This window comes from Bradyrhizobium sp. WSM2254, assembly GCF_000472645.1.
Classification (GTDB): Bacteria; Pseudomonadota; Alphaproteobacteria; order Rhizobiales; family Xanthobacteraceae; genus Bradyrhizobium; species Bradyrhizobium niftali.
Map to the genome: position 1 here is coordinate 120,336 of NZ_AXAB01000012.1, position 26,807 is coordinate 147,142.

The 26,807-nt window shown below is 66.2% G+C and carries 19 protein-coding genes and 1 pseudogene; 9 read left to right on the forward strand and 11 right to left on the reverse strand.

Going from position 1 to position 26,807, the window contains the following annotated elements; translation table 11 throughout:
- Positions 1 to 32 precede the first annotated feature (32 nt).
- The 6 genes from A3M7_RS0108840 (at position 33) to A3M7_RS0108865 (ending at position 6,533) form a co-directional block, all read left to right on the forward strand.
- On the forward strand, positions 33 to 914 hold the full coding sequence (locus A3M7_RS0108840; RefSeq protein WP_027543592.1) for a folate-binding protein YgfZ: 882 nt from the start codon (positions 33 to 35) through the stop codon (positions 912 to 914).
- Positions 911 to 1,537, forward strand: a complete 627-nt coding sequence (locus A3M7_RS0108845; RefSeq protein WP_011085340.1) for a DNA-3-methyladenine glycosylase I — start codon at positions 911 to 913, stop codon at positions 1,535 to 1,537. The genes A3M7_RS0108840 and A3M7_RS0108845 overlap by 4 nt, the downstream gene beginning before the upstream one ends.
- Positions 1,534 to 2,148 carry a YfbR-like 5'-deoxynucleotidase gene (locus A3M7_RS0108850; RefSeq protein WP_027543593.1) on the forward strand — a complete coding sequence of 205 codons (615 nt, stop codon included), beginning with the start codon at positions 1,534 to 1,536 and terminating at the stop codon, positions 2,146 to 2,148. The genes A3M7_RS0108845 and A3M7_RS0108850 overlap by 4 nt, the downstream gene beginning before the upstream one ends.
- 143 nt (positions 2,149 to 2,291) lie before the next feature.
- On the forward strand, positions 2,292 to 2,798 hold the full coding sequence (locus A3M7_RS0108855) for a tyrosine phosphatase family protein (RefSeq protein ID WP_027543594.1): 507 nt from the start codon (positions 2,292 to 2,294) through the stop codon (positions 2,796 to 2,798).
- 19 nt (positions 2,799 to 2,817) lie between these two features.
- Positions 2,818 to 3,786 carry an NAD regulator gene (locus A3M7_RS0108860; protein ID WP_027543595.1) on the forward strand — a complete coding sequence of 323 codons (969 nt, stop codon included), beginning with the start codon at positions 2,818 to 2,820 and terminating at the stop codon, positions 3,784 to 3,786.
- A gap of 50 nt (positions 3,787 to 3,836) precedes the next feature.
- Positions 3,837 to 6,533: a DUF2339 domain-containing protein gene (locus A3M7_RS0108865; protein WP_027543596.1), complete on the forward strand. Its 2,697-nt coding sequence runs from the start codon at positions 3,837 to 3,839 to the stop codon at positions 6,531 to 6,533.
- A gap of 3 nt (positions 6,534 to 6,536) precedes the next feature.
- On the opposite strand, the gene A3M7_RS0108870 is transcribed toward A3M7_RS0108865, so the two are convergent.
- From A3M7_RS0108870 to A3M7_RS0108905, 8 genes and pseudogenes are all read right to left on the reverse strand, one after another.
- Positions 6,537 to 8,225: a methyl-accepting chemotaxis protein gene (locus tag A3M7_RS0108870; RefSeq protein ID WP_027543597.1), complete on the reverse strand. Its 1,689-nt coding sequence runs from the start codon at positions 8,223 to 8,225 to the stop codon at positions 6,537 to 6,539.
- Between the two features lie 272 nt (positions 8,226 to 8,497).
- A pseudogene (locus tag A3M7_RS43915) lies at positions 8,498 to 9,772 on the reverse strand (methyl-accepting chemotaxis protein); the annotation flags it as partial.
- Complete coding sequence (locus A3M7_RS43920; protein ID WP_156936845.1) at positions 9,654 to 11,417, reverse strand: methyl-accepting chemotaxis protein; 1,764 nt, start codon at positions 11,415 to 11,417, stop codon at positions 9,654 to 9,656. The pseudogene A3M7_RS43915 and the gene A3M7_RS43920, both read right to left, overlap by 119 nt.
- Before the next feature lie 179 nt (positions 11,418 to 11,596).
- On the reverse strand, positions 11,597 to 13,339 hold the full coding sequence (locus A3M7_RS0108885) for a methyl-accepting chemotaxis protein (protein ID WP_027543598.1): 1,743 nt from the start codon (positions 13,337 to 13,339) through the stop codon (positions 11,597 to 11,599).
- 233 nt (positions 13,340 to 13,572) lie between these two features.
- A complete protein-coding gene (locus A3M7_RS0108890; protein ID WP_027543599.1) occupies positions 13,573 to 13,806 on the reverse strand; it encodes a hypothetical protein in 234 nt (77 codons plus the stop codon).
- Positions 13,807 to 13,969: 163 nt separating this feature from the next.
- The gene (locus A3M7_RS0108895) at positions 13,970 to 14,569 is read right to left on the reverse strand and encodes a hypothetical protein (protein ID WP_027543600.1); all 600 of its coding nucleotides are present in this window, start codon (positions 14,567 to 14,569) and stop codon (positions 13,970 to 13,972) included.
- A 112-nt stretch (positions 14,570 to 14,681) separates the two neighbouring features.
- Positions 14,682 to 15,668: an MDR family oxidoreductase gene (locus A3M7_RS0108900; RefSeq protein WP_027543601.1), complete on the reverse strand. Its 987-nt coding sequence runs from the start codon at positions 15,666 to 15,668 to the stop codon at positions 14,682 to 14,684.
- Between the two features lie 206 nt (positions 15,669 to 15,874).
- Positions 15,875 to 17,125, reverse strand: coding sequence for an MFS transporter (locus tag A3M7_RS0108905; protein ID WP_027543602.1), 1,251 nt, complete (start codon positions 17,123 to 17,125; stop codon positions 15,875 to 15,877).
- A 337-nt stretch (positions 17,126 to 17,462) separates the two neighbouring features.
- On the opposite strand from A3M7_RS0108905, the gene nadA reads away from it, so the two are divergent.
- From nadA to nadC, 3 genes are all read left to right on the forward strand, one after another.
- On the forward strand, positions 17,463 to 18,581 hold the full coding sequence (gene nadA / locus A3M7_RS0108910; protein ID WP_027543603.1) for a quinolinate synthase NadA: 1,119 nt from the start codon (positions 17,463 to 17,465) through the stop codon (positions 18,579 to 18,581).
- A gap of 179 nt (positions 18,582 to 18,760) precedes the next feature.
- Positions 18,761 to 20,368, forward strand: a complete 1,608-nt coding sequence (locus A3M7_RS0108915) for an L-aspartate oxidase (RefSeq protein WP_027543604.1) — start codon at positions 18,761 to 18,763, stop codon at positions 20,366 to 20,368.
- 11 nt (positions 20,369 to 20,379) lie between these two features.
- Positions 20,380 to 21,258 (forward strand): carboxylating nicotinate-nucleotide diphosphorylase, encoded by an 879-nt coding sequence (gene nadC / locus A3M7_RS0108920; RefSeq protein ID WP_027543605.1) that lies wholly within the window; start codon positions 20,380 to 20,382, stop codon positions 21,256 to 21,258.
- Positions 21,259 to 21,447: 189 nt separating this feature from the next.
- Here nadC and A3M7_RS0108925 read toward each other — a convergent pair whose 3' ends face one another.
- From A3M7_RS0108925 to A3M7_RS46305, 3 genes are all read right to left on the reverse strand, one after another.
- Positions 21,448 to 22,902 (reverse strand): cell wall hydrolase, encoded by a 1,455-nt coding sequence (locus tag A3M7_RS0108925; RefSeq protein ID WP_027543606.1) that lies wholly within the window; start codon positions 22,900 to 22,902, stop codon positions 21,448 to 21,450.
- Positions 22,903 to 23,499: 597 nt separating this feature from the next.
- The gene (gene ppdK, locus A3M7_RS0108930; protein WP_027543607.1) at positions 23,500 to 26,463 is read right to left on the reverse strand and encodes a pyruvate, phosphate dikinase; all 2,964 of its coding nucleotides are present in this window, start codon (positions 26,461 to 26,463) and stop codon (positions 23,500 to 23,502) included.
- A gap of 96 nt (positions 26,464 to 26,559) precedes the next feature.
- Positions 26,560 to 26,715, reverse strand: a complete 156-nt coding sequence (locus A3M7_RS46305) for a DUF3096 domain-containing protein (protein WP_074077234.1) — start codon at positions 26,713 to 26,715, stop codon at positions 26,560 to 26,562.
- Positions 26,716 to 26,807: the final 92 nt, after the last annotated feature.

A 26,807-nucleotide genomic window follows, 5' to 3' on the forward strand; every position in this document is an offset into this window, starting at 1 on the left:
TTCCGGAGCAACATGTCGCAAGAGATTTTCGCATGAAATCAGCGTTTCTTCCCGACCGGGGCGTGGTCAAGGTCGCGGGCGAGGATGCGCGCAACTTCCTCAACGGCCTCGTCACGACCGACCTCGACAGGCTCAAGCCGGGCCTGGGGCGATTCGGGGCGCTGCTGACGCCGCAGGGCAAGATCATCGTCGATTTCCTGATCACGGAGGTCCCGGCCGGCCACGGCGGCGGGTTCCTGATCGATTGCCCCAAGGCGCTGGCCGATGGCCTCGCCACCAAGCTGAAATTCTACAAGCTGCGCGCCAAGGTCACGGTGGAAAACCTCTCCGACGATCTCGGCGTGCTCGCCGCCTGGGGCGGTGCGCTCGCGGCCCAGCCGGACCTTGCCTTTTCCGATCCACGCCATGACGAGCTCGGCTACCGCATTCTGATCCCCGAGGATCTCAAGCAGAAGCTGTCCGACCTCATCGGCGCCGAGCTGGTCGATGCGGCCGCCTATGAGGCCCATCGCATCGCGCTCGGCGTGCCGCGCGGCGGGCTCGACTTCATGTACAGCGATGCGTTCCCGCACGAGACCAATATGGACCGCCTTGCCGGCGTCGATTTTGACAAGGGTTGCTATGTCGGCCAGGAGGTCGTCTCGCGCATGCAGCATCGCGGCACCGCGCGCACCCGCAGCGTCAAGGTGCTGCTCGATGACATCTCGCCGGAAGTCGGCGTCAGCGTGTTGGCCGGCGACAAGCCGGTCGGCACCATGGGCTCGTCGGCGCGAGGCAAAGGCATCGCGCTGGTGCGCATCGACCGCGTCGCCGACGCGCTCGATGCCGGCCAGCCGCTCACTGCCGGCGGCCTTGCCTTGACGCTCGCCGAGCCTGAAGTCGTGCGCATTCCAGCCAAGCAGCCCACCGCATGAGCCGCGCCCCTCGCCTGCATCCCGACGGCCTGACCCGCTGCCCCTGGCCGGGTGAAGATCCGCTCTATGTCGCCTATCACGACACCGAATGGGGCGTGCCTGAGTATGACGACCGCGCGCTCTACGAGAAGCTGATCCTCGATGGCTTTCAGGCCGGCCTGTCCTGGATCACGATCCTGCGCAAGCGCGACAATTTCCGCAAAGCCTTCGACGATTTCCAGCCGGAGAAGATCGCGCGCTACAATGCCAAGAAGGTGCACGCGCTGATGAACGATGCCGGCATCGTGCGCAACCGCGCCAAGATCGACGGCGCGATCCTGAGCGCGAAGTCCTATCTGGATATCATGGAGAAGGGGCCGGGCTTCTCGAAGCTGCTGTGGGACTTCATGGACGGAAGGCCCAAGGTCAACAACTTCAAGACCACGGCGAGCGTGCCGGCCTCGACGCCGCTGTCGGTGCAGATCTCCAAGGAGCTGTCCTCGCGCGGCTTCAAGTTCGTCGGCCCGACCATCGTCTATGCCTTCATGCAGGCGACCGGCATGGTCAACGACCATCTCGTCGACTGCCATTGTCACGCAAGCTGCGGCAAGACGCAGCGCAAGCCGCGCCTCAAGGTCAAATGACGGCGAAGAAGTCGGCACACGGCGCGGAATCCCGCGCCTGGCAGCGCATGCTGTCGGGCCGGCGGCTCGATCTGCTCGATCCCTCGCCGCTCGACGTCGAGATCGCCGACATCGCCCATGGGCTGGCGCGCGTGGCGCGCTGGAACGGACAGACCATTGGCGCGCACATCTTCTCGGTCGCGCAGCATACGCTGCTGGTGGAGACCGTGATGCGGCACGAAACGCCGCGCGTCGACCAGCGCGTGCGGCTCGCAGCGCTGCTGCACGACGCGCCCGAATACGTGATCGGCGACATGATCTCGCCGTTCAAGGCCGTGCTCGACGGCCACTACAAGGCGGTCGAGAAGCGCCTGCTCGGCGCCATCCACATCCGCTTCGGCCTGCCGCCGGTGCTGCCCGACGAGATCACGCTGGCCATCAAGGCCGCCGATCGCGGCGCAGCTTACCTCGAGGCGACCGAGCTTGCCGGCTTCAGCGATGCCGAGGCGAGGCGCCTGTTCGGCAAGGATCCCGGCCTGCCCGACAGCGTCCGGCGCGACTATCTCACGCCCTGGACGGCGGCGCGGGCCGAGAAGCAGTTCCTGGAGCGGTTTGGCGCGGTGTTTGCGTAGCATCATCCCTTCGTAGGGTGGGCAAAGCGAAGCGTGCCCACCAAACAAGCGAGATGAGCGCAGTTGCGAAATGGTGGGCACGGCACGATGCGCCTTTGCCCACCCTACGAGCGCTCGCTATAATCGCGGCAAAAAGGTCCCCCATGATCCACGTCTGTTCCCTTGCCGCGCTCCCCGAAACCGTCCGCCTCACCAAGGCCAGCCATGTGCTGACCGTGATGGCCAATGTCGAGCAGGTGGCGCGTCCGGTGTCGGTGCTGCCGGCCAACCATCTCAAGGTGTCGATGGACGACATCACCGAGGAGATGGACGGCTTTGTCGCCCCATCGGAGACGCATATCGACCAGGTGCTGAACTTCGTGCGCGGCTGGGACCGCAGCGCGCCGCTGGTGGTGCATTGCTACGCCGGCATCAGCCGCTCCACCGCAAGCGCCTTCGCCGCCGTCTGTGCCCTCAATCCGCATCGCGACGAGATCGAGATCGCGAAGAAGATCCGCGCGGCCTCGCCGATCGCATCGCCGAACCGGCGCATCGTCAGCCTCGCCGACCGCGCGCTGGGACGCGAGGGCCGCATGCTGCGCGCGCTCGACGAGATGGGCCCGGGCGCGATGATGGTCGAGGGCCGCCCCTTCGTGATCGAGCTCGAATGACAGCAGCGAAGTCGGCCGCATGAGCGAAACGCTGCTCACGCCGATCGAGATCGGCCTGACCGCCGCGATCGTCGCGATCGAGGACCATGAGCCGCTGATCCTCACCGCGCGCGGCAGCGACGGGCTGGCCGGCCTGCCGTTCGGCCCGTTCGATGCGCTGAGCCATCGCACCTTCGAGATCGGCCTGCGTGCCTGGGTCGAGGAACAGGCGGGCTTGCGGCTCGGCTATGTCGAGCAGCTCTACACGTTCGGCGACCGTGGCCGTCATGCGGAGGCCGGCGACACCGGCGCGCATATGGTGTCGATCGGCTATCTCGCACTCACCCGCGCCGTTGACGGCGAACTCGCAGCGACCGGAGCGAGCTTCGAGCCGTGGTATCGCTTTCTCCCCTGGGAGGACTGGCGCGAGGAGCCGCCCGCGATCATCGCCCGCGACATCATCCCGGCACTGACGAATTGGGCGGAACAGGAGACGCCGGAGACGACGCGCGCATTGCCGCGCAGGGACCGCGTGCGGTTCTATTTCGGTCTCGACGGCGCGCCCTGGGACGAGGAGCGCGTGCTCGACCGCTACGAACTGCTCTACGAGGCCGGGCTGATCGAGGAGGCGCGGCGTGACGGGCGCCCTGCGGCATTAGCGCGCAAGTCGCTTCCCGCACTCGGCACATCGATGCGGTTCGATCATCGCCGGATCCTCGCCACCGCGATCGCGCGGCTGCGCGCAAAATTGAAGTATCGTCCTGTGGTGTTTGAACTTTTGCCCGCCGAGTTCACACTCACCGAATTGCAGCATACGGTGGAGGCAATCTCCGGCCGACACCTGCACAAGCAGAATTTCCGCCGCCTGGTCGAAACGGAAGCCCTGGTCGAACCGACCGGCGTGATGTCGACACAGACCGGCGGACGGCCGGCAGCGCTCTACCGCTTCCGCCGCGACGTGCTCCAGGAGCGGCCCGCGCCGGGCTTGCGTATGCGCTCCCGGCGCTAGATACGACATTTGCGCGGTCGGCCCCTGCCCGCCGGTTGCCTGGAGGCTTCATGTTCGACGGCCCGTTTGACCTCTTTGCGCTGATCATTGCGATCATCGCCTTCCTGATCGCGATCAAGGCCTCCAGCCAGGCGGCCGAGCTGCGCCGTCGGCTGAGCTCGCTCGAAGAGATGGTTTACGCACAACGGCGGGTGCAGCCGCCGCCGCTGATGCCCGCACCGGTGCAGGCTGAAGCACCCGCAACAACTCCGGCCGAGCCACCGCCGCTTGCGCCCGAAGCCGAGGCGCCGCCGCCGCTCGTCACCGATGAGGCTTCGCCGCCCCCCCTCGAAGCGGACACCGGGACCGATGCACCGCCTCCGCTGCCTGCGCCGGCGCCCGGCTTCGAGGAACGGCTCGGCACGCGCTGGGTGGTGTGGATCGGCGGCCTTGCGCTCGCGCTCGGCGGCTTCTTCATGGTGCGCTATTCGATCGAGGCCGGCCTCGTCGGTCCCGGCGTGCGCGTGTTCCTCGGCGGCCTGTTCGCGCTGGCGCTGCTGGGCGCCGGCGAATGGTCGCGGCGCAAGGAGAGCATCTCCAACATCGCGGCGCTACCGATCGCCAACATTCCCGCGATCCTCACCGCGGCCGGCACGGCCGTTGCGTTCGCGACCATCTATGCCGCCTACGCGCTCTACGGCTTCCTCGTGCCCGCGACGGCCTTCGTATTGCTCGGCATCGTTGCGATGGGCACGCTCGCTGCGGCACTCTTGCACGGACCTGCGCTTGCCGGTCTCGGCGTGGTCGGCGCGTTCGTGACCCCGCTCCTCGTCTCCAGCGGCAAGCCGGACTATTGGGCGCTCTACATCTATCTTGCGATCGTCACCGCCGCGAGCTTCGGCCTTGCCCGCATCCGGCTGTGGCGCTGGCTTGCGGTGACCACGATCGCCTTCGCCGTGCTCTGGATCTTCCCGGGTCTGGACACCAGTGACATGCAGGTCGCACCGCACGCCTTCCATGCAATTGCGGGCTTCGTGCTTGCAGCGCTGCTCGTCGTCTGCGGCTTCATGTTCGGTCCGACCATCGAGGACGGCGAGATCGAGCCGGTGTCGTCGAGCTCGCTCGGCGCCTATCTGTTCGGTGCCATGCTGATCGTGCTGTCGAGCGCGCATGCGGATCTGGCGCTGATCGCGTTCACGCTTCTGGTCGGCGCGACGCTGTTCGTCGCCTGGCACGCGCCGGCGGCGACCGGCGCGCTCGGCGCGGCTGCTGCAACCGTCTTCATCGTGTTCGCCGAATGGGCGGTGCGCGCCAATCCGGACATGCTGGTGCTGCCGGGCGGCCCGATCTCCGGCATCGGACCGGCCGCGACCGATAGCTCCGTGACGCTGCATCTGGTGATGGCCGCGATCTTTGCCGCCGGCTTCGGCGTCGCCGGCTTCCTCGCCCAGGGCCGTTCCAGTTCGGTGATCATTCCCGTGGTGTGGTCGGCGGCGGGTGTCGCCACGCCAATTGCGATCCTCGTTGCGCTCTATGCGCGCATTGCCCATCTCGATCGCTCGATCCCGTTCGCGATCCTCGCGGTGCTGCTTGCCGCGGCCTTTGGCGCCGCCACCGAAGCCCTCGCGCGCCGTGAAGATCGACCGGGGGGTGCGACCTCCACTGCGCTGTTCGCGACCGGCACGCTCGGCGCGCTGGCGCTGGCGCTGACCTTCGCGCTGGAGAAGGGCTGGCTCACGATTGCACTGGCGCTGATGTCGCTCGGCACCGCCTGGATCTCGCTGCAGCGCCCGATCCCGGTCCTGCGCCGGCTCGCGGCCATTTTCGCCGCGATCGTCACCGCGCGCATCGTCTATGATCCGCGCATCGTCGGCGATGCCGTCGGCACGACGCCTATCTTCAATTGGCTGTTGTGGGGTTACGGCCTGCCGGCGGCCTCGTTCTGGGGCGCGAGCATCTTCCTGCGCCGCCGCGGCGACGATGCGCCGCTGCGCATGGTGGAAGCCGCCGCGATCCTGTTCACCGCGCTGCTTGCCTTCATGGAGATCCGGCACTTTGCGACGGGGGGCCAGATGACGTCTGCGCCGTCGCTGCTCGAATGCGCGCTGCAAGTCTGCATCGCGTTCGCCATGGCGATCGGGCTGGAACGCTTGCGGCTGCGCAGCCGCAGCGTCGTGCACAATGTCGGCGCGGTCGTTCTGACGGCGATCGGCGGGCTCGTCAGCGTGTTCGGCCTGTTGATCCTGGAGAACCCGCTGCTGTGGCGCATCGACGTCGGCGGCGCCGTATTCAACCTGCTGCTGCTCGGCTATGCGCTGCCGGCGGTGCTGATGCTGCTGCTGTCCTATGCGGTGGTCGGCGAGCGCGGCAAAGCCTATGCCAACACCATCGCGGGCGGCGCACTCGTGTTCGCGCTCGCCTATGTCACGCTGGAGATCCGCCGCTTCTATCACGGCCCGATCCTGTCCAGCGGCGAGACGACGGGGGCCGAGCAATATAGCTACTCGATCGGCTGGCTCGCCTTCGGCGTGGTGCTGCTCGGCGTCGGCATCCTCGTCAACTCGGAGCGCGCGCGACTTGCGTCCGCCGCCGTCATCGCGCTGACGATCCTGAAGGCCTTCGTCATCGACATGTCGACGCTGACAGGCGTCTACCGCGCGCTGTCGTTCATGTGCCTCGGCGTCGTGCTGGTCGCGATCGGATGGCTGTACCAGCGCATCCTGTTCCGGCGGCAGGTCCCGCCGCCGGCTCCGCAGACGGGAAGTTGAAGATCAGGCCGCGCGGACCGAATCCAGGAACTGCGCGACCTCGACCTTGAGGCGCGTGCTGTCGGTCGCCAGCGATTTCGCCGCCGACAGCACCTCGGACGAAGCCTCGCCGGTCTCGATCGCGCCGCGCTGCACGTCGGTGATGTTCGCCGAGACCTCCTGCGTGCCGACCGAGGCCTGCTGCACGTTGCGGGAGATCTCCTGTGTGGCCGCGCCCTGCTCCTCGACGGCGGCGGCAATCGCCGCGGACACTTCGGACAGCCGCTCGATGGTGCCGCCGATCTCCTGGATGGCGCTGACGGATTCCTGCGTTGCAGCCTGGATGCCCGAAACCTGCGCCCCGATCTCGCCGGTCGCCTTCGCGGTCTGCTCGGCCAATGCCTTGACCTCGGAAGCGACGACCGCAAAGCCGCGGCCGGCTTCGCCCGCGCGCGCCGCCTCGATGGTCGCGTTCAGCGCCAGCAAATTGGTCTGGCCTGCGATCGTGTTGATGAGCTCGACGACGTCGCCGATGCGGGAGGCGGCCTGCGACAGCGCGTTGACGCGCTCGTTGGTCCGCGCCGCCTGCTCGACGGCTTCAGCGGCCATCCGCGCCGAATCCTGCACGCGGCGGCTGATCTCGGTGATGGAGGACGACAGCTCCTCGGAGGCCGAGGCCACGGCCTGGACGTTGGTGGAGGCTTCCTCGGAGGCTGCCGCGACGACGGTCGCGAGCTCCTGCCCGCGCTGCGCGGTGCTGGTCAGCGTCGATGCCGACGCCTCGAGCTCGGTCGAGGCCGAGGAGACGGTGCCGACGACTTCGCCGATCATGGCTTCGAACTTGCGGGTAATGGCATCGACACGGCGGCCGCGCTCGATCTTGGCTTCGGCGTCGGCCGCAGCAGCCTCGTCGGCGGCCTTCTTGGCGATCAGCGCTTCCTTGAAGATCTGGAGCGCATCCGCCATCGAGCCGATCTCGGTCTTCTCGCCGCGATGCGGCACCTCGGCCGAAAGGTCGCCCTCGCCGAGCGACTGCATCGGCTTGATGATCGAGGCAATACCACGCGAGACGTCGCGCACCAGATAATAGGCGGCGCAGATCGCGATCACGACCGAAAGGACGATGATGCCGACCAGCACGCGGAAGATCGTGGCGTAGCTGTCGGCCGCCTGCTTGGTTTCCAGCTCGGCGCCGCGGTTGTTGAGCTCGATGCCCTTCTGAAGCAGCGGATCGGCCGCCTGCGCCATCTTCGCGACCTTGGTCTGCAACAGCTCGTTGGCCTCGGTGGGGAAACGGCCGACGCTCTTGCGCGACAACGCCATCACGTCCTGCACGCCGTTCAGATACTCGGCCCATGCCTTGGCCCACTGCTCGTAGAGCGAACGCTCTTCGGCGGAGGTGATCAGCGGCTCGTAGACCTTGCGGGTCTTCTCGATGCGCTCCTGCAGCGAGGCGAGGCGCTTCTCGGCCGCGTCCTTGCCTTCGGCGGTTTCCTGCATCAGGTGCAGACGGAGCGCGACGCGCAGCTCATTGATGTCGGCGCGAAGCGAACCGAGCGCGCGCACGCTCGGCAGCCAGCTCTCCGCAATCTCGACCGTATGCGCATTGATGTTCTGCATGGTGCCGATCGCAGTCACGCCGACGCCGGCGAGTGACAGCACGAGGACCGACAACACGGCCAGAAGCTTGAAAACGATCGACAACTTCGACATCACGACAAATCCCGATGATACCTAGCAACGCGTGAATCACCCGCGCCGCAATCGTCGCGACGGACGACAGGGCGGAAGTCAGTTCATCAATGCTGGCTGGTTCTTATCCCGTGAGATTGCACCCATAATTGCAAGCAGGCGTTAACAGGAACCTACGTAAAATTACGGGACCGCCCGCCTCGTCGTTATTTTCCCTGCAACCATCTGTTGCGCCCCAGCCGATATCCCGTGCTGCGACGCGGTTGATGCGTCGCAACACCCGAACGAGGCCGTCACGCCGCCCGCACCGACTCCAGGAAGCGCGCGACCTCGCCCTTCAGCCGGTTGCTCTCCTGCGACAGCGACTGCGCGGCCGAATGCACCTGCGCCGAGGCAGCTCCGGTCTCGCCGGCGCCGCGCTGGACGTCGCCGATATTCGCCGAGACTTCGGAGGTGCCCTGCGCCGCGTGCTGGATGTTGCGGGAGATCTCCTGCGTCGCGGCGCCCTGCTCCTCCACCGCGGCCGCGATGGTCGACGAGATCTCCGACATCCGCGCGATGGTGTCGCCGATCTCCTTGATCGCGCCGACGGAGTCCTCCGTCGCGGCCTGGATCGCACCGATGTGCTGGCCGATCTCGCCCGTGGCTTTCGCGGTCTGCTCGGCGAGCGCCTTCACTTCGGTTGCGACCACCGCGAAGCCCTTGCCGGCTTCGCCCGCCCGCGCCGCCTCGATCGTCGCGTTCAGCGCCAGCAGGTTGGTCTGGGCGGCGATGGTGTTGATCAGCTCGACCACGTCGCCGATGCGGGAGGCGGCCTTCGTCAACTCGCCGACGCGCGCATTGGTGCGCTGGGCCTGCCCGACCGCCACGTCGGCGACGCGCGCCGATTCCTGCACCTGGCGGCTGATCTCGGAGATCGAGGAGGTCATCTCCTCGCTCGCGGAGGACACCGACTGCACGTTGGCGGACGCCTCCTCCGAGGCCGCCGCCACGGCGCTGGCAAGCCCGTTGCCGCGCTCGGCGGCCCGTGTCAGCGTGTTGGAGGACGCCTCGAGCTCGGTTGCCGCCGACGACACGGTCTCGATGATCTCACCGACTGCGCCTTCGAACCTGTCGGCGAGCCGCTGCATGTCGGCCTTGCGTTGTTCGCGCCCGCGCGCGTCCGTTTCGGCCTGTTCGGCGCGCAGCCGCTCGGCCTCCGTCATGTTGGTCCTGAACACCTCGACCGCACCGGCCATCTCGCCGATCTCGTCCCTGCGGCCGACGCCGGGAACGGAAATCGACAGCTCGCCGCGCGCAAGCCTGGTCATCGCACCGACCATGGCACCGAGCGCCTTCGAGATCGAGCGTCCGAGCAGAAAGCCGACCACGGCGAGCACGACGACGGTGATGCCGAAGGCGACGGCCATCCACAAGCGCACGGCCTCGCGGGTCGCCGCCTCGGCCGCGTCAGCCTGCCTGTACACGGCATCGACGGCGGTCCGCACCTCGACCATCACAGGGTCGATTTCGCGGAAGGTCTTCATCATGGCGGCGTCGAGAGTCGCACTTTGTTGCGCGGTCTTCGCCGGACAGCGACTGTGCCGCCGAGAGCACCTGCGCGGACGCCGAGCCGGTCTCGCTCGCACCGCGCTGCACGTCGGTGATGTTGGACGACACCTGATGGGTGCCCTCCGCCGCCTGCTGCACGTTGCGGGAAATTTCCTGCGTCGCCGCGCCCTGCTCCTCGACTGCGGCCGCGATCGCCGAGGAGATCTCCGACAACCGTTCGATGGTGTCGCTGATGTCCTTGATGGCCCCGACCGATTGCTGGGTAGCGGACTGGATGCCGGAAATCTGCTGGCCGATCTCTCCGGTCGCTTTGGCGGTCTGCTCGGCAAGCGCCTTCACTTCGGAAGCGACGACGGCGAAGCCACGGCCGGCTTCACCTGCACGCGCAGCCTCGATCGTGGCATTGAGCGCCAGAAGGTTGGTCTGGCCGGCGATCGTGTTGATCAGCTCGACGACATCGCCGATCCGCGTTGCCGCCTTCGACAGTTCGCTGACACGCTCGGTCGTGGTGCGGGCCTGGCCGACCGCCTCGCTGGCGACGCGCGCCGATTCCTGCACCTGGCGGCTGATCTCGGTGATCGAGGATGACAGCTCCTCGGTCGCTGAGGCCACCGACTGCACGTTGGTGGATGCTTCCTCAGAGGCTGAAGCGACCACGGTCGCGAGCTGCTGCGCATGCTCGGCGGTCGAGGTCAGCGTCGTGGCGGAAGCCTCGAGCTCGGTCGAGGCCGAGCTGACGGTCTCGATCACCTCGCCGACGGCGCTTTCGAACTGATCGGCAAGCCGGAGCATGTCCTGGCGGCGCTGCGCCGCGCTGCGCTGCTCAATCTCCTTCTGCTCGGCTTCCATGCGGATCTTGGCAAGGCCGTTCTCCCGGAAGACTTCCGCGGTCTTGGCGACTTCGCCGACCTCGTCCTTGCGATCGAGGCCGGCGATATCGACCTGATAGCGGCCGGCGGCAAGCTCCTGGAGCACACCGACGATCATGCGGATCGGCCGCGCAATGCCGTACTGACCGATGATGAAGCCCAACGCGCCGCCGATGATGACACCGAGGCCTGCGAGGATGATCAAGAAGCGTGACGTCGATTCATACTGCTCGCGCGCTTCCTTGCTCTTCTCCTCGACGCGCGCATTCAGCCGATCGGCGAGTTCGCGTATCTTGCCTTGAAGGTTCTCCGCAGCGGCCCTGCTCTTCATCGCGGTGTCGCGCAGCTTGTCAGCGCTGTCACTGAGCTTCGCTGACTTCTCGGCATCGACGGCCGCAAGCGTCGTGTCCATCTGGCTCTTGTAGGCCGAGAACGCCTCGCGCACGCCCGGGAGCAGCGTCTTGGCCTTCTCGTCCGGGGTCTGGCTGACCTCGTCGAAACGTTCCTGATACTGCTTGAGCTGGGCGTTGATGACATCACGCGCAGCCAGGCGATTGTCGTCACGCGGATCGAGCGCACTGCGGAACTCAGCGCGGTTCAGCGCGATGACGTTCTGGTTGGCGCGCGCGGCGAGCAGGGCCCGCTTGGCCGCGGTCGACATCACGCCGGCCTTTTCGCTGAGATCGCTGAGGGCGGAGACGCCAAGCCAGGCGATCGCAGCACCGATCCCGCACAGCAGGACGACGATCCCAAGGATCTTGCTCAGGATGCGGAAGCGGCCGAGAAAATGCATGACTGGAACCCTTCATGGACGTTGCCGCTCAAGCGGCTGAATTCCCAAGAACTTCGTCCAAAACCATTCCGCATCCCTTAACCACGTTTGCCGTAGAAGCACGGAGTTTTCATCGTGATCGACGCCGCTCATGCGTTCCGAGAGTTGCGCAGGGAGCAAGGCTCTCCCTGCGGTTTTGGTCAGGCAGCGCGCACGGTGTCGAGGAACTTGCCGACCTCGAGCTTCAGACGATTACTGTCACCGGACAACATCTGCGCAGCGGACAGCACTTGCGAGGACGCCGAGCCGGTCTCGCTCGCCCCGCGTTGCACGTCGGCGATGTTGGACGACACTTGATGAGTGCCCTCCGCCGCCTGCTGCACGTTGCGGGAGATTTCCTGCGTCGCGGCGCCCTGCTCCTCGACGGCCGCCGCGATGGTCGAGGAGATCTCCGACAGCTTCTCGATGGTGTCGCTGATGTCCTTGATGGCGCCGACCGAATACTCCGTCGCGGTCTGGATACTGGCGATCTGCTGGCCGATCTCGCCCGTCGCCTTCGCGGTCTGCTCGGCGAGGGCCTTGACCTCGGAGGCCACCACGGCGAAGCCGCGGCCGGCCTCACCGGCGCGTGCCGCCTCGATCGTGGCGTTGAGTGCCAGGAGGTTGGTCTGACCCGCGATGGTGTTGATCAGCTCGACCACGTTGCCGATCCGCGTCGCGGCCTGGGACAGTTCGCTGACACGCTCGGTCGTGGTGCGAGCCTGGCCGACGGCCTCGCTTGCCACACGCGCGGATTCCTGCACCTGCCGGCTGATCTCGGTGATCGAGGACGACAATTCCTCGGTCGCCGATGCCACCGACTGCACGTTGGTTGAGGCTTCCTCCGAGGCCGCTGCAACCACGGTCGTGAGCTGTTGCGTGCGCTCGGCGGTCGAGGTCAGGGTCGTGGCGGACGCCTCGAGCTCGGTCGAGGCTGACGACACCGTGCCGACGATCTCGCCGACGGCACCTTCGAAGCTGTCGGCGAGCCTGCGCATCTCGGCCTTGCGCTGTTCGGCCGCGATCTGATCCTGCCGCATCTTGGCGTCCGCTTCCTCGCGCGCCTTCTGCTCGGACACGACCTTGAATTTCTCGACGGCACCGGCGACCTCGCCAACCTCGTCCTTACGGCCGAGGCCTGGCAACACCACGGAAAAGTCACCGCCGGCGAGCTTCTCCATCGCTGCCGTGAGTGCGCGCATCGGCCGCGCGATGCTGAAGACGGAGAAGATGCACGCGCCGATCAGGACCAGCGCGACCAGGATGCCGGTGACGAGCGACGTCCGGGCAACCGACGCCGCCTCGGCTTCCGCCTCCGCGCGCGCCTCGACGCTCTTCTGCTTGGCGAAGTCGATGATCTGATTGGTCAGCTCGGAAATCTCTTCGTTGATCGGCGCCAGCGTCCCCTTGCGGATGCGGTCCACCTCGGCCACGAGTTTTGCCAGCTGCGCCGCCGCTTCGCCGTCCTTCTTCCCGTCGAGTGCAAGCTCCTGCTTGCGAATGTCTTCGATCTGTTGCTCGCCCTTGCTGAAATTGCCGATCAGCGTGGTCAGGCGATCGATCCGCTTGTGGTTTTCGGGCGAATGCGACAGTCGCGCCATTTCGCCCGAGAATTTCAGGGCCGCCGTCTGCCGGTCATTGAAATAGGTGACGGCCTTCTGCACCTCGGCCGGCGAGCTGGACGTCAGGATGTCACGAATGCCGATCTGCATGCCGCGCACCGAGGCCTTCGCCTCCGCTGCGTTCTGCGCGATCGTCTGCTGTTGCGATGCCGCAGTGCCAAGCTTCTGAGCTTCGGTGCTGCCGCTCATCTGGAGGAAGATCATCAGCGCGACGAGCCCGATGGTCAGCGCGGAGGTGATGGCGAGCTTGGTGCCGATTCGCAGGTTCTGAATGAACGACATTGAACGATTTCCCGGGATACGCATTGCCGCGACGAAGCGCTTGAACATCCCGGGAAAGCTAACCGGCAGGTTACTCATTAACGTTAAGCGGGGCCCCCGCGTCTTAGGTAGAAGTACTGAAAACGCGACTTAAATCCGTGGACTTCCACACGTTTCACGCGCAGCGAAATGAAGCCTCGCGGATTTGCATGCTTCGCGTTCGTTAACGCCGACGCCATCATTTGCGGATGGTGTCACCTCACCGCCTCGCCGACGAGGCTGATACGAAACACCGGCTTCTTGTTCTCGTCGAGCAGCTCCATGCACCACTCGGCGTTCGGCTTCAGGCCGCGCGAGATGCCGCCGAGCAGATTGGCGCAGACCTCGGTCATCTCGGTCCACGCGGCTGCGCGATTCTCGAACTCGTACGGCTGATCGGCGGCGCCGGAATAGCGACCGGTACTGATGCGGAAGAAGTACAGCGACATCGTTGAACCCTTGTTTAGGGCCGCACCCCCCGGCCGTACGCAAACTGGGGCGCTAGTCGCTACCAACGCATGAAAGCCGCCGACCGTATGACTACGGCGCGGCGGCTTCGTGTTCGATGGTCGTCTTCAACGAGAAAGTGCGCGGACGGCCCCGCGCAGCAGCTCACTGGGTCGAGCGGCGCAGCTCCAGCGGACCCTCGTTCCTGGCGGGCTCGGACTTTACGTCCGACTTCACCGGCTCGAGCCGGCCGCTCTCGACACGCGGGGTCTCGACGCGCGCGGCGACCTCGGTGTTCGAGGTGGCGACCGATCCGGTGTGCTCGGAGGAGCGCAGCGAACGCGGACGCGCGACAGCACGCGCCATCAGCATCTGGTTGCCGCCCTGATGGTGGAAGTCGCAATAGGCGAAGCCCATGCCCGACACCGATCCGCGGAAGCTGCGATCGTCAGTCTTTTCCAGGTTGAAGCAGGGCTCGAACGGAATTCCCTTGATCGAGGCGCAGACGTTCTGGCCGCGGATCTGGAGCGTGTTGCCGGGCAGGCGGAGATGCTTCACCGGACCTGCACCCGAGAACTGCACGGCCCCGGCGGCGCCGAGGTCGTCCAGGATGCGGCCTGCGCCGCGGGTGCCGTCGAAACAGGTGAAAGCGAACACCTTGCCGGCGACGAAGCGGCGCGCCTCGTCGGCATTCATGCTTCCAGCAATGGCCGGCGCAAACGTCGCTGCCGCCGTGACAGCCCCCAACACAATACGCGCAAGCATGCTCAACTCCGAACCGACCCCAGCGCGGGCGATGCCTTATCTCTTTACCCGCTGCTTACCATACTAACCATGGCGACATTGAAGCAGCTTGGTTGGTAAAGTCTGAACGCCGTTAGACAATTTTTACCACGATCCGGCCGCGGACCTGGCCGGACAGGATTTTCACGCCCCATTCGGAAACCTCGGCGAGCGGGATTTCGTGAGTAATTTCAGATAGTTTCGACCGGTCCAGATCGGACGCCAGACGCTGCCAGGCGGCCTTCCTGGGCTCGATCGGGCACATCACGGAATCGATGCCGAGAAGGCACACCCCGCGCAAAATGAAAGGCGCGACAGAAGACGGCAGGTCCATGCCGGCGGCAAGGCCGCACGCCGCGATCGCGCCGCCGTACTTCGTCATCGACAGGAGGTTGGCGAGCGTGGTCGAGCCGACGCTGTCGACGCCACCCGCCCAGCGCTCCTTGGCGAGGGGCTTGCCCGGCGCCGACAATTCGTTGCGATCGATGATCTCGGCAGCGCCGAGATGCCTGAGGTAGTCGGCCTCCGAGGTGCGGCCGGTCGAGGCGATGACGTGATAGCCGAGCTTGGACAGCACGGCGGTCGCGACCGAGCCGACGCCGCCGGCCGCGCCCGTCACCACGACGGGGCCGCTCTTCGGCGACAGGCCGTGCTTCTCCAGCGCCAGCACCGAGAGCATTGCGGTGAAACCGGCAGTGCCGATCGCCATGGCGTCGCGCGCCGACAGGCCCTGCGGCAGGGCGACCAGCCAGTCACCCTTCACCCGTGCCTTCTCGGCATAGGCGCCGAGATGGGTCTCGCCCATGCCCCAGCCGGTGCAGACGACCTTGTCGCCCGCCTTCCATTGCGGATGCGAAGACTGCTCGACCGTGCCGGCGAAGTCGATGCCGGCGATCATCGGGAAGCGGCGCACCACCGGCGCCTTGCCGGTGAGCGCAAGGCCGTCCTTGTAGTTCAGCGTCGACCATTCGACGCGGACGGTGACGTCGCCCTCCATCAGCTCGGCTTCGTCGAATTGCGTAAGCTGCGCGGTGGTGCCCTTGTCCGCCTTGTCGATCCGGATCGCCTTGAATGTGGCCACGGCTGAACTCCCTGACTTGTTTCAGGGGATGTTTAGCCGATCAGGCAGGCTGCGCAACTGGCGCTCCAATTCCGAAGTTCGCAAACCGTATCGGCACCACCGGTGCGAACTTCGGAATTAAGAGGAGCGCCAGCAAATATATGATCCTAGTGCCGGTTATCGATTTGAAGTTCCTGAACGAATCCGCGGCTTGCTCTGCAGGAACTTCAAATCGCCGGCACTAGCCGCTCGACGGGTTTCTCGACGATCGGAAGATTGATCAGCGCAGAGAGCACGCCGAACAGAATCGAGAGCCACCAGATCGGCGTGTAGGAACCGAACCGCTCGAACACGACGCCGCCGAGCCAGACGCCGAGGAAGCCGCCGACCTGATGGCTGACGAAGGCGAAGCCATAGAGCGTCGCGAGCCAGCGCGTGCCGAACATCAGCGCCACCAGCGCCGAGGTCGGCGGCACCGTCGACAGCCAGGTCAGGCCGGAGACCGCACCGAACGCAATCGCCGAGAACGGCGTGATCGGGAACGAGATGAAGGCCAGCGTCGCAAGCGCGCGGGTGAAGTAGATGGTCGAGAGGATGTAGCGCTTGGGCAGCGAGTTCTGGAGATAACCGACGCTGAGCGAGCCGATGATGTTGAAAAGGCCGATCGCCGCGATCACCCAGCCGCCGGTTTGCGTCGAGATGCCGCGATCGACCAGGAAGGCCGGCAGATGCACCGTGATGAAGGCGAGCTGGAAGCCGCAGGTGAAGAAACCGAGCACCAGCAGCACATAAGAGCGATGGCCAAAGGCTTCCGCGAGCGCCTTCATGAAGGTCTGCTCGTCCGCCGGCGCCGCGTTTGCCGTGCTTGCGACCGGCGGCGTCGAGAGCGCCAGCGACAGCGGAATGATCAGCAGCATCAGGAAGCCGAACACGCTGAGCGCCTGCTGCCAGCCGAAATTGTCGATCAGCGCGACGCCGATCGGCGCGAACAGGAACTGTCCGAACGAGCCCGCCGCCGTGCCGGCACCGAGCGCAAGCCCGCGCTTCTCGGCCGGCAACAGCTTGCTGAACGCCGACAGCACCAGGTTGAACGAGCAGCCGGCGAGACCAAAGCCGACCATCACGCCCGCCCCTAAGTTCAGCGACAGCGGCGTTGAGGAGTAGCGCATCAGGAGCAGGCCGCCGGCATAGAGCAGCGCGCCGACGCACATCACCCGGAACAGGCCGAAGCGATCGGCGACCGCGCCGGCGATCGGCTGGCCCAATCCCCACAGCAAGTTCTGGAAGGCAATCGCCAAGCCGAACACGTCGCGGCCCCAGGCGTACTCATGGCTCATCGGCTGCACGAAGAAGCCGAGCGCCGAGCGCGGGCCGAAGCCAAGCATGCCGATGGCGCAACCGCAGAGGATGATGACGGCCGGCGTGCGCCAGGTGGAGGAACGCGAGACCGGACCGAGCTCGCCCGCTTGTGTGGACATGGTGTTCCTCATCTTCTCGTTGGCGGATCCGAAATGGGCAGCCACAGGCCAGCTCGTTTAATGCAAATGCATGAACATCCCAAGTCAAAAATGGTTGCGTTCCACGAAGGGCTCCCGCGGGAGCACTGCGTTTCAACAAGACCTTCCGGCGCAGTGGAGTGCGACTTGACGGGAATGTGTGCGAGGAGACCTAGCAACTCCCCGCCATGCGTGATATCTTTGATCTACTCAGGTTGAGCATATCTGAGCGTTGGCGACATGCGACCCGGCCTCTCGGCCGGATTTCTCAGGCTCTATATATACTCAATTTGAGTATAACAATGCACGGGAGGCTTCGATGCCGATCACTGGACTTTACGGCCCTGACGACTTTACCAGCCGGCCCCAGGGCCATGCCACCAACCAGGTCACGACCTCCCCGCGTGCCGCGCCGGCGCGAACGGGATCCCCACTGCCGATGCCCTCGCTGCAATGGACCGATGAGGTCGAGCGCGCCACCGCGCCTCTCTATGAGCGCGTGAAGCACGTGATCCCGCCGATCGAGTGGCCGGTGATGGCGCCGACGATCAAGGCGATCAACGAGCTGAAGCAGGCGCGCGGCGCGGTGATCCTCGCGCACAATTACCAGGCCCCGGAGATCTTCCACTGCGTCGCCGACATCGGCGGCGATTCGCTCCAACTCGCCGTCGAAGCCACCAAGGTGAAGGCCGGGATCATCGTCCAGTGCGGCGTGCACTTCATGGCGGAGACCTCGAAACTGCTCAACCCGGACAAGACGGTGCTGATCCCGGACTCGCGCGCCGGCTGCTCGCTTGCCGCCAGCATCACGGGCGCAGACGTTCGCCTGCTCCGCGAGAAATTTCCCGGCGTTCCGGTCGTCGCCTATGTCAACACGTCGGCGGAGGTGAAGGCCGAGGTGGACATCTGCTGCACGTCGTCGAACGCGGTGCAGGTGGTCGAGAGCCTGGGCGCCCGAAGCGTGATCTTCCTGCCCGACCGCTATCTCGCGACCTACGTGGCCTCGAAGACCGACGTGAAGATCATCGCCTGGAAGGGCGCCTGCGAGGTCCATGAGCGCTTCAAGGCTGCGGAGCTGCGCGGGCTTCGCGAGGCCGATCCCACCGTTCAGATCATCGCCCATCCCGAATGCCCGCCGGACGTTCTGGCGGAGGCCGACTTCACCGGCTCGACCGCGCACATGATCAACTGGGTGCGCGCAAAGCGGCCGCGGCGGCTGGTGATGATCACGGAATGCTCGATGGCCGACAATGTGCGCGCCGAGCTGCCTGACGTGGAGATGCTGCGTCCGTGCAATCTCTGCCCGCACATGAAGCGCATCACGCTCGCCAACATTCTGGAGAGCCTGCTGACGCTGCGCGAGGAGATCACGATCGACCCCGCGCTCGCGATGCGCGCGCGACGATCGGTCGAGCGGATGATCAATCTGAAGAACTAGCAACACACACAACCGTCGTCCCGGACAAGCGCAGCGAAGCGAAGCGCAGATCCGGGATCCATAACCACGGGGAGGAGTTTGACGATGACTCGTGGTTATCAGCTCGCGCAACAACTGCTCCCTGTGGTTATGGGTCCCGGCCTTCGCCGGGACGACGGTGGAGAACTCGGAGAAAGCTAATGCAAGACAACATCCCCAACCTCACCCGCAACGCCGACGACGTCATCATCGTCGGCGGCGGCCTTGCCGGACTGTTTTGCGCGCTGAAGCTCGCGCCGCGGCCGGTGACGCTGATCTCGGCGGCACCGCTCGGACAGGGTGCGTCGTCCGCATGGGCGCAAGGCGGCATCGCCGCGGCGGTGGCCGAGGGCGATACGCCGGAAACCCATGCCGCAGATACGATTGCCGTCGGCGGCGGTCTCGTCGACGAAGCGGTCGCGCTTGGGATCGCCCGCGAGGCTGCGCCGCGCATCCATGACCTGCTCGCCTATGGCGTGCCGTTCGATCGTGATCTCGAAGGCAGGCTCGCGGTCGGGCGGGAAGCCGCGCATTCGGCGCGCCGCATCGTGCATGTCCGCGGCGACGGCGCGGGCGCAGCGATCATCGCGGCGCTGGGCGAGGCCGTACGCCGGACGCCGTCGATCCGGCTGATCGAAGGCTTCGTCGCCGAAGCACTGTTGACGGAAGACGGCACTGTCGCCGGCCTTCAATTGCGCGCGGCCGGCAATCCCGCTGCCCCGCCGGTCCTGCTCGCCTCGCGCGCGGTGGTGCTCGCGACCGGCGGTCTCGGCCATCTCTATGCCGTCACCACCAATCCGTTTGAAGCGAGCGGATCGGGCCTGGCGATCGCCGCGCGCGCCGGCGCCGTGATCGCCGATCCTGAATTCGTGCAATTCCACCCCACCGCCATCATGGTCGGCCGCGATCCGGCGCCGCTTGCGACGGAGGCGCTGCGCGGCGAAGGCGCAACGCTGATCAATGGCCATGGCGAGCGTTTCATGCTGACGCGTCATCCGCTTGCCGAGCTCGCGCCGCGCGACATCGTGGCCCGCGGCGTGTTCGCCGAGATCGCAGCCGGGCGCGGCGCGTTTCTCGACGCGCGGCAGGCGCTGGGCGCGCGCTTCGCCGACAAATTCCCGACCGTGCATGCGAGCTGCATCGCCGCCGGCATCGATCCCGCCACGCAGGCCATCCCGATCGCGCCGGCCGCGCACTACCACATGGGCGGCATCGCGGTGGACGCGCGCGGCCGCAGCTCGATCGACGGGCTCTGGGCCGGCGGCGAAGTGTCCTCCACCGGTGCGCATGGCGCCAACCGTCTCGCCTCCAACTCGCTGCTGGAGGCCGTGGTCTACGCCGCGCGGATCGCCGACGACATCGCCGGCCGCGCCATCCCCGCGCCTGCCCGCCTCCCCGACGCGCTCGTGACGTCGCGTGACAACGCGCCGGATACTGCGGCCGTGAATCGGCTGCGCGCGATGATGAGCGCGCATGTCGGCGTCATCCGTCACAGTGACGGGCTTGCGGAGGCCGTGCGCAGCTTCGCCGCGCTCGAACGTGACGCAACGAGCATTGCTGTCCGCAACATGGCGACATCGGCCCTGCTCGTCGCCGCTGCGGCCTGGACGCGGTGCGAGAGCCGCGGCGCGCATTTCCGCATCGACCACCCGGCCGATGTCCCCGCGCTGGCCCGGAGAACGATGACCACCCTCGCCGCAGCACGCGAAGCCGCGGAGAGCCTGCGCGAGCGTCCGCTGCCGCGCATTGCGCAACCCGTGATCGCCTGATGGAGTCCCTTATGATCACCCCGACATCCCTGCTCTATCCCGACGCCTTCCTCTCGCCGCTCGCGATCGACGAGGCCGTGCACCGCGCGCTCGACGAGGACCTCGGCCGCGCCGGCGACGTCACCTCGCTGGCAACGATACCGGAGGCAACGAAGGCACAGGCCATCCTGGTCGCGCGCCAGTCCGGCGTGATCGCGGGCCTGCCGCTGGCGCTGGCGACGCTGCAAAAGCTGTCGCCCGACATCGAGGTGCGGGCGCATGTCCGCGATGCCGCCCGCGTGTCCCGTGGGCAGCACGTGCTGACGATCTCGGGCCCCGCGCGCGCCATTCTCACCGCGGAGCGGACCGCGCTGAATTTCGTCGGCCGGCTGTCTGGCGTTGCGACGCTGACGGCGGACTATGTCGCGCGCACCGAAGGCACCAGGATGCGGATCTGCTGCACGCGAAAAACCACGCCGGGCTTGCGCGCCCTGGAGAAATACGCGGTGCGCTGCGGCGGCGGTTTCAACCACCGCTTTGGCCTCGACGACGCGATCCTGATCAAGGACAACCACATCGCGGTCGCCGGCGGCATCCGCCCCGTGCTGGAGCGCGCACGCGCCCACGCCGGCCATCTCGTCAAGATCGAGATCGAGGTCGATACGCTGGCGCAATTGCGCGAGGTGCTGGACACGGGAATGGCTGACGCCGTGCTGCTCGACAACATGGACCTTGCGACGCTGCGCGAGGCGGTGCGGATGAGCGAGGGCCGGCTCAAGCTGGAAGCATCCGGCGGCGTCACGCTGGACTCGATCGCCGCAATCGCGGCGACAGGCGTCGACTACGCGTCTTCAGGCGCGCTGACGCATTCCGCGCCGAATTTCGACTGTGCCCTGGATATCGAGGCGTGACTTCTTAGCCTCTCCCCGCTTGCGGGGAGAGGCCGGAATTCGCGCTGAAAGCGCGGATTCCGGGTGAGGGGGAGTCTCCGCGAGTCCAACTCTCACCGTCTCCGCGGAGAGTCCCCCTCACCCCGACCCTCTCCCCGCAAGCGGGGCGAGGGAGCGCAGTTGCGCTTGCGGCGACAGCCGCAAACTATCTCAGCGCCGTACGGTATCTCCCATCTCGGCGGAGCTCTTGGCCTGCTGCGCGAGCTCGGCGGAGAGCGCGGCGGTCTGGGCCGGGGAGCCCCAGCTCGGCTCCTCGCTGCCGTCGCCCCAGGCGCGCGGGCGATAGAAGGTGTGCACGCCGGTCTTGTACATCTTCTTCATCTCGGCGACCCAGGACGGGCGCACCCAGTAGGCGTGGTAATGCGTGGACTTGCCGACCTCGGGCAGCCAGATCTGGCCGTCGAGCATCGCCTTCGCGATCTTCTTGGCGCGCTCCCACATCTCGGGCTCGCGGATCACGTCGGCATTGTTGTCGCAGGCAAAGGTGAACTGGCAGGCGAGATGGCGGTGCTTGTTCTGATAGACCGCTCCGCACACCGTATCAGGGTATTTGCCTGAGAACACGCGGTTCATCACCACCTGCGCGACCGCTATCTGGCCGCGCACGGCCTCGCCGCGGGATTCGAAATAGACGGCTTCGGCGAGACATTTCTCGGATTTCGCGCGCGACTTGTCGTCGAGCGCGAGCCGTTCCGCCGGCGACCTGGCGCGCTGGTTGTCGGCGTTGACCTCGCCCTTCGGCGCGACGCTCTCGCCGCTCTCGATATCCTTGGCGATCTCCTCCGTCGGCGGCGACAGCGAGGCCGTCACCTTCATGTCGGGGTCGGGCATCACGATCAGCGGCTCGGCGCCGGGCTGCCAGCTCTCGATGCTCTCCAGATTGCCGCCGAGCGAGGAGCTGCCGAAGAACAGGTTCGAGGTCTTGACGCTGAAGGGATCGCGCGCAGGCGCGGCCGGCGCAGTGGCCCGCTTCAGCGCCTCCAGCGGCTGAACCGCGAACGAGCGCGCGAGGTCGCTGGCCTTCGGCGGATTGGCATATTGCGGCAACGGCGGCGCGCGCAGCGCTTCCTGGAGCTCGGGGTCGAGCGCGGCTGCGGACTCCGGCGACATCGCTTGCGGCATCGCGGCGGTCTTGGCGCCGAACACCGAGCTGTTCGACGTCGCGGGATCTTCCTGCGCGGGCGCTGCGGCCGGTGCGGCAGCGTCGGGAGACGTCGTCGGTGTAGCGATCGCGAGGCGATCACCTTTCATGGAGCGATCGACCTTGGGAAAGTCGGCGGCCTGGTAACGCGGCGGCGCCTGAAGCGCCGGATTGCGGCTGATCGCGCCGGTGACGTCGCGACCATCGAGGCTTGCGAGGCGAACCATCGCGCTCTGCGGAACCGAGGTGCCGATGGGACGGGAAAAACTGTAGGTGGCGAGCTGGATCGAGGACGCCGCGGAATACACCTGCTTCTGCCAACGCTCGGCGACGCCGGGCTGACGCGCCAGCAGCGAGGCAATATCCTGATAGCCGGTCTCTCTCGGCATCAATGCGAAGATGCAGAGACCGATGCCGAAGGACGCGAACCGCGCGCCCTTCGGATGGTTACGCAACACTGACATCGATACGCTCACGCTACGCTTACGCCCGAAAAACCGAACCGCAGTACATCCGTGCAATTCGATCTTTCTCGTAAGTATCCAATTTAGGTTGCCGGGGCGTTAATCGGCGTTGCGCGCTGGGCACACACAAGCGATCGCAAGTGTTTTCACGGGGCAATGACGCGCATTGGTAAATGCCGCCCCACGTAAAGCGGTAAACATCCGGTCAACGCGAATGGTGAAGGAACTCTTGCGCGCGCGTATCATTACGGGACGCGTGATGAGTTCCAGGTCTTGCGAGAAGTGTCTCCACGTCCACCACTGTCATGCCCCGACTTGATCGGGGCATCCAGTACGCCGCGGCTTCTCAGTTCAATCACGGATGTCTCGGCGTACTGGATCGCCCGGTCAAGCCGGGCGATGACAGCGAGTGTGTGGCGGCATGCGCGTGCAACAAGCTCGTCATTGCGAGCGCAGCGAAGCAATCCAGGGTCTCTCCGCGGCGACAGACTGGATTGCTTCGCTGCGCTCGCAATGACGGCGTGGAGAGAGCGGTGCGCAAAATGAAAGAGGCGGGGTTTTGGCCCCGCCTCTTCGCATTCAACATTTCAAATCGCCTTACGCCTGGCTCGCGACCGCCTTGCCGAGTGCGGCTTGCGCCGCGGCGAGGCGGGCGATCGGCACGCGGTAGGGCGAGCAGGAGACGTAGTCGAGGCCGATATTGTGGCAGAAGGCGACGGACGCGGGATCGCCGCCGTGCTCGCCGCAGATGCCGACCTTGAGCGAGGGCCGTGTCTTGCGGCCGCGCGCGACGCCGATCTTGACCAGCTCGCCGACGCCTTCCTGATCGAGCGCGACGAAGGGATCGATCGGCAGGATGCCCTTGGACACGTAGGTGCCGAGGAAGCTCGCGGCATCGTCGCGGCTGATGCCGTAGGTGGTCTGCGTCAGATCGTTGGTGCCGAACGAGAAGAACTCGGCGCTCTCCGCGATCTCGGCCGCGAGCAGACAGGCGCGCGGCAGCTCGATCATGGTACCGACCTGATAGGCGAGCTTGGTGTTGGTGTCGCGCATCACGGCCTGCGCGGTGGCGTCGATGCGCGCCTTGACGAGGTCGAGCTCCATCTTGGTGGCGATCAGCGGCACCATCACCTCGAGGCCGACGGCCTTGCCGGTGCGCTTCTCGGCCTCGACCGCCGCCTCGAAGATCGCGCGCGCCTGCATCTCGGCGATCTCAGGGTAGGCGATCGCGATACGGCAGCCGCGGAAGCCGAGCATCGGGTTGAACTCCGACAGCTCGCGCGCGCGGTCGGCCAGGCGCCGCGGGTCGGTGTTCATGGCGCGCGCCACTTCCTCGACCTCGGCGTGGGTGTGCGGCAGGAACTCGTGCAGCGGCGGATCGAGCAAACGGATCGTGACGGGCAGGCCCTTCATGATCTCGAACAGCTCGACGAAGTCGGCACGCTGCATCGGCAGCAGCTTCGCGAGCGCCGCGCGGCGCGACTGTTCGTCCTCGGAGAGGATCATCTCGCGCACCGTGCGGATGCGCGTTTCCTCGAAGAACATGTGCTCGGTGCGGCAGAGGCCAATGCCTTCCGCGCCGAACTTGATCGCGGTGCGCGCGTCGTCCGGCGTATCTCCATTGACGCGAACGCCGATCTTGCGGACCTGGTCGGCCCACTTCATCAGCGTGCCGAACTCGCCGGACAGCTCCGGCTCGATCATCGGCATGCGGCCGGCGAGCACCTGGCCGAGCGAGCCGTCGATGGTGATGACGTCGCCGGTCTTGAAGGTGCGCGAGCCGATGCTCATGGTGCCGCGACCGTAATCGACGCGGATGGTGCCGCAGCCGGAGACGCAGGGCTTGCCCATGCCGCGCGCGACCACCGCCGCGTGCGAGGTCATGCCGCCGCGGGTGGTGAGGATGCCTTCGGCGGCGTGCATGCCGTGGATGTCCTCCGGGCTGGTCTCGATGCGGACCAAAATCACCTTGCGCCCGTCGGCCTGCAGCTTGGCCGCTTCATCCGAGGAGAACACGATCTCGCCGGAGGCCGCGCCGGGCGAAGCCGGCAGGCCGGTCGCGATCACGTCGCGCTTGGCGTTGGGATCGATGGTCGGATGCAGCAGCTGATCGAGCGAGGCCGGATCGATCCGCGTCACCGCTTCCTTCTTGGTGATCAGGCCCTCATTGGCGAGCTCGACCGCGATGCGCAGCGCCGCCTTGGCGGTGCGTTTGCCGCCGCGGGTCTGGAGCATCCACAGCTTGCCCTGCTCGACCGTGAACTCCATGTCCTGCATGTCGCGGTAGTGCTTCTCGAGCAGCGTGTAGATCCGCGTCAGCTCCTTGAAGGCCTCCGGCATCGCCGCTTCCATCGACGCCTTGTCGGAGCCCGACTCCTTCCGCGCTTCCTCGGTGATGTCCTGCGGCGTGCGGATGCCCGCCACCACGTCCTCGCCCTGCGCGTTGATCAGGAACTCGCCGTAAAGCTTGCTCTCGCCGGTCGAGGGATTGCGCGTGAAGGCGACGCCGGTCGCCGACGTATCGCCCATGTTGCCGAACACCATGGCCTGCACGTTGACCGCGGTGCCCCAGGATTCCGGAATGTCGTGCAGCTTGCGATAGGTCACCGCGCGCGCGTTCATCCAGGATGAAAACACAGCGCCGATCGCGCCCCAGAGCTGGTCGTGCGGATCCTGCGGGAAGTCCTTCCCCGTCTCGCGCGCAACCGCGTCCTTGTACTTGCCGACCAGCTCGACCCAGTCCTCCGCCGACAGGTCGGTGTCGAGCGTGTAGCCCTGGCTGTCCTTGAAGGTGTCGAGGATTTCCTCGAAGTGATGATGCTCGAAACCGAGCACCACGTCGGAATACATGGTGATGAAGCGGCGGTAGCTGTCATAGGCGAAGCGGCGGTCGCCGGACAGTTCCGAGAGCGCTTCCACGGTCTCATCGTTGAGGCCGAGATTGAGCACGGTGTCCATCATGCCCGGCATCGAGGCGCGCGCGCCGGAGCGCACGGAGACGAGCAGCGGGTTCCTGGTGTCGCCGAACACCTTGCCGGTCAACTTGCCGACATGGTCGAGCGCCTTCTCAACCTGCGACTGCAACTCCTTCGGGTAGGTCTTGCCGTGTGCGTAGAAGTAGGTGCAGACCGAGGTCGGGATGGTGAAGCCGGGAGGCACCGGCAGACCGAGATTGGCCATCTCGGCGAGATTGGCGCCCTTGCCGCCGAGCAGGTCGCGCATCTCCGTCCGGCCCTCGGCCTTGCCGTCACCGAACGTGAACACCCATTTGCCGGCCTTGGCCGCAGCTGGCGCGGCCTTGGCTGGCGCAGCCTTGCTCGGTGCAGGCTTCAGAGCGACCTTGGCGGCGGCCTTCGGCGCAACTGGCTTGGTCGCAGCCTTTGAGACAGCCTTTACGACAGACTTGGCGGCGGGCTTCGCAGCCGACTTGGCCACGGGCTTGGCAACCGGCTTAGAGGCGCTCTTAGGAAGCGCCTTGCGGGCCGCCGGCGCGGCTTTCGCCTTGGCGGAGGACTTTGATTTCGCTGGTATTTTCTTAGGCTTCGAGGCGGCTTTGGCCATAGCTTGCACACAACCTGCGAGAGGAAAGGGAAATCGCGCGCCTTACACCACTTTGGGCAGGCCCGCGCAAGTCGAAGAGTTCCGGAAAATGAAGGCCTAGAGATGGAGCCACTTCAACAATCCGAGCCCGATCGCACCATTTATGATGAGAAAGATCGCGACGATGAGGTTGAGAAGCCGCGGCATGATCAGGATGAGCACGCCCGCAATCAACGACAGGATCGGCGAAATGTGGGCGACGGTGATGTGCATGAATTATCTTTCCGTGGAGGTGGAGCGAATCGCGGGCGGATCATAGCGGACCCGGTTCCGCGGGTAGAGACGCACTAGGGGGCGCACGAGTT